Source organism: Microcystis sp. LE18-22.4A, assembly GCF_027531105.1.
In the GTDB taxonomy this organism is placed as follows: domain Bacteria; phylum Cyanobacteriota; class Cyanobacteriia; order Cyanobacteriales; family Microcystaceae; genus Microcystis; species Microcystis aeruginosa.
Window position 1 is genome coordinate 1 of record NZ_JAPZRB010000141.1, and the last position, 3,840, is coordinate 3,840.

At 44.3% G+C, this 3,840-nt stretch carries 4 protein-coding genes; 1 reads left to right on the forward strand and 3 read right to left on the reverse strand.

The window, feature by feature from the left end:
• Positions 1–311: 311 nt before the first annotated feature.
• Complete coding sequence (trpA, locus tag O9295_RS06295) at positions 312–1,106, reverse strand: tryptophan synthase subunit alpha (protein WP_287739473.1); 795 nt, start codon at positions 1,104–1,106, stop codon at positions 312–314.
• 264 nt (positions 1,107–1,370) lie between these two features.
• Between trpA and O9295_RS06300 the strand changes: the two genes are divergently transcribed.
• Positions 1,371–2,288, forward strand: coding sequence for a glycosyltransferase family 2 protein (locus O9295_RS06300; protein WP_288032386.1), 918 nt, complete (start codon positions 1,371–1,373; stop codon positions 2,286–2,288).
• Between the two features lie 213 nt (positions 2,289–2,501).
• On the opposite strand, the gene O9295_RS06305 is transcribed toward O9295_RS06300, so the two are convergent.
• The gene (locus tag O9295_RS06305; protein WP_147073319.1) at positions 2,502–3,527 is read right to left on the reverse strand and encodes an ABC transporter permease; all 1,026 of its coding nucleotides are present in this window, start codon (positions 3,525–3,527) and stop codon (positions 2,502–2,504) included.
• A gap of 101 nt (positions 3,528–3,628) precedes the next feature.
• Positions 3,629–3,840: hypothetical protein (locus O9295_RS06310; protein WP_288032387.1), on the reverse strand; the 212-nt coding region annotated here is incomplete at its 5' end.

Consider the following 3,840-nt stretch of genomic DNA (forward strand, 5'->3'; position numbering starts at 1 on the left):
TCAACGATTGGGACAAATAGCTGTTAGCAAGATTCAGTTAATTCGTCGTTCTAACGGTTTAATTGTTTCTCACTAACTTGTATAAAGCCGCCCTCCGCTATCGCTAAAGGGCGGGGTTTCAGACCCATTTTTTCGATGAACGAGAACCCGAACCCTATCCCCCCCATCCTACCCCGATCGGCGTGGGAGAGCCAGATCGCCTATCTCCGGGCTGTATTCCGAGCAAAAAAAGCACTGGATGAAATTGAACGAATTCATAACGAGAAGACATGAACGCTCGCTCTAATCCGCATCCACTAACTCCTTATCCCTCACTGAATCGCCTGTTTTAAACTACGGCAGAATTCTTCGAGGGATTTTAACCCATCGCCGGGGGAATTATCGGCCAGACGTTTAACCATGGCACTGCCGACAATTACCGCATCAGCCCCCCAGTTTTTCACCTGTAGTGCCTGTGTCGGGTCAGAAATGCCAAATCCTACCCCTACGGGTTTATCGGTGACAGAACGGATAGAATCGAGCAATTCCTCCACTCTGGTGGCCACTTGCTTCCGCATTCCCGTCACTCCCGTGACACTAACCAAATAAATAAAACCTTGGGATTGCCTGGCGATCGCTTGTATTCGTTCCGGGGGACTGGTAGGCGCTACCAATAAAATCACTTCAATTCCCTTAGCGGCAGCCGGTTGCAGCAGACTTTCCGCTTCCTCTAGGGGTAAATCGGGAACCACCAAACCACTCACCCCAGCTGCTTTAATTTGGTCTAAAAAGACATCTATCCCGCGATGATAGATGGGATTATAGTAAGTAAAGAGAATAATGGGAGCTTTCACCTCTCCCTGAGCATTTTTGACGATTTCTAGCACATCTTCCAACTTGACACCCCGATTTAAAGCGCGGGTGGCCGCCGCTTGAATAACCGGACCATCCGCAAGAGGATCGGAATAGGGAACCCCCAACTCGATCAGATCGGCCCCTGCCCGGTCTAAAATGCGTAAAGCTTGGGCAGTAGTAGACAAATCGGGATCACCGGCAGTAATAAAGGGAATTAAGGCACAATTCCCCTGGGAACGGAGAGAACGAAAACACTCGGAAACAGCAGTCATCGAAAATTACTGGAGACATAAAGCACCGTCTATTATCTCATGGTGGGGAATAGCTCACCGCCGGTGGCCGCAAGCCCAGGTAAAGAATTTTTCAAGTAATACTTAAGAAATATTGACAAAATGGCGATCAAGGTTAGAATAGGCTCAGTCTGGCAGTTTTAAGAAAATTTCTTGGATAATAAAGGTTTTCATTCCGCTTTTTCCAGTACACAATAGGACTAATGCCCGATCGGGTTTCGTATAATCAAACACCATATTATATCTATGTTTTCCATTTACATTCTCACTCATAACGAAGAAATTGATATTGCCGCCTGTGTGGAATCGGCACTTCTATCCGATGATGTGATTGTGGTTGACTCCTACAGTAGCGATCGCACTGTAGAGATTGCTTCTCGTTATCCAGTGCGCGTGATTCAGCATCAATTCGAGAGTCATGGTAAACAAAGAACTTGGATGTTAGAAAATATCGAGACTAAATACGATTGGGTTTATATTCTCGAAGCAGATGAAAGGATGACACCCCAACTCTACGCAGAATGTCTGCGCGCCACTCAACAGAAAGAATTTACTGGTTTTTATGTGGCCGAAAGAGTTATGTTTATGGGAACTTGGATCCGTCGCAGCACCCAGTATCCCCGTTATCAAATGCGTCTATTTAGAAAAGATCAAGTCTGGTTTAGCGATTATGGTCACACGGAAAGGGAAGAATGTCGAGGAAAAACCTCTTTTTTAGAAGAAACCTATCCCCACTATACCTGTAGTAAAGGTTTAAGTCGTTGGATTGAAAAACATAATCGTTACTCTACCGATGAAGCGGCAGAAACCCTACATCAGTTGGCTAACGGTGGTGTTAGTTGGAAAAATTTATTTTTTGGTGAAACTGAAGTAGATAGACGGAGAGCTTTAAAAGATTTTTCTCTACGATTGCCTTTTCGTCCCCTGCTTCGTTGGTTTTATATGTATTTTATCTTGGCGGGAATTCTCGATGGTAAAGCTGGTTTTGCTTGGTGTACTTTGCAAGCTTTTTATGAGTATTTGATCCTCTTAAAAGTAGCGGAAATGAAACAGGGTTTACCCACTCCCCCCGAAGTGAGAAATCCTTTTCATCCCCCGCAAAATGGTGACAATAGTAATTCCCATAGGCCCGATTTCGTCTCCCTAAAAGGAAAAGCCGATTAACATTCAACCATTATTAATCAGTCAGCAATCACCTAACAACAACCTAGAGATAAAAAGCAATCCTGATCCATTTTTTATTAGCTGTGACATCAATTTCACGGCTGTTGTCTCATCTCAAGCTGTACGGTATTTAAACTGCGTAGTGGTCTCCCCATCTCCCCACCTCCCCACTTCATAATTCATAATTCATAATTCATAATTCCCTCTCCCTGATTAATAACGGATGCGAGGATCAATGTAAGCATTGATTAGATCGATAAAAATACTGGCAAAAACCACTATTGTCGCAAAAAAAGCCATTAATCCCTGCACTGTTGGGTAATCCCGCAGAGAAATCGCGCGATATAACTGATTTCCCAAACCCGGCCAAGAAAAAGTCACTTCCGTCAAGACTGCACCACCTAAAAGAGCCGCAAAAGTTAATCCTAAGACAGTAATTACGGGAATTAGGGCATTTTTCAGCGCATGGGCGATCATAATCGTTTTTTCTGGTATTCCTCTCGCTTTGGCCGCATCTACATAGTCCGCTTGCAAAGTTTGTTTCAGATTAACTCGCACCATCCGTTCAAAAATCCCACTCAAGAGAATGCCGAGAGTAAAACTAGGTAAGGCTAGATAATACAAAGCTGTGGGCAACTTATCTAGTTGTAGAGTCATCAGACTATCAAGGGTGTATAAACCTGTAATTGTCTGGGGTGGAGTCTCACTCAAAGGAAAACGAGTCCCCAAGGGAAACCAGCGCAACTGTACCGCAAAAATTAGCTGTAAGAGCATTCCCACCCAAAAAATCGGCAAGGAATAGGTTATCAGTCCAAATAAACGTCCCCCCGCATCTAAGGGGGTATTCGGACGGGAAGCGGTGATAATTCCCAATCCGACTCCCACTATCACCGCAATTAGCATTCCATAAAAAGTTAGTTCCACCGTCGCTGGAAAATGTTTAGCGATAATCTCCCATACCGTCACCCCCTTACTGGTTAAAGAGTCTCCTAAATTGAGGCGCATTAGGTGGAAAATATAGTCTAGGTACTGGAAAAATAGGGGTTTATTCAGTCCTAATTGTTCTCTTAGGGCATTTTTGGCACTTTCAGGGGCGCGGTTGCCTAAAATCGCATCCGTGGGATCACCGGGGGCAACACGCATCAGCAGAAAAACCACCGTCACGATCGTCCATAACATCAAGGGAGCTAGGAGTAAACGCACCAGTAAATAGGATTGTAAAGCGGAGCGGCGAGACATGAGGGCTTTCCGATCAGAAAATAGATTCTCAAGGAACCATACCCCAAAATCGACCCAGCGATCGAGAGGGATTGAATAAAAAATTAAATTGAGGAGAATATTTAGTACAAACAAACTAAGTTATCCGCACCGCCAGTTCTAATCAAGGGACTAGCAAAAAAGACTAAGGTCTGAAAGGCTGATGTAGCAAGGGATAGAAAAAAGATCAAAAAATTTTGCCAAAAGGGGTTGACAAACTTAGGGAAGTTAGATACATTGGTAAATGCGCGGTTGAAGCGAAGCGAAAGCGAAGCGAAACAAACGACGCTGGAAC

Bases quoted from the DNA above. Each gene is read 5' to 3' on its own strand.
- O9295_RS06305 (WP_147073319.1), bottom strand. From the start codon at position 3,527: ATGTCTCGCCGCTCCGCTTTACAATCCTATTTACTGGTGCGTTTACTC.
- trpA (WP_287739473.1), bottom strand. From the start codon at position 1,106: ATGACTGCTGTTTCCGAGTGTTTTCGTTCTCTCCGTTCCCAGGGGAAT.
- O9295_RS06300 (WP_288032386.1), top strand. From the start codon at position 1,371: ATGTTTTCCATTTACATTCTCACTCATAACGAAGAAATTGATATTGCC.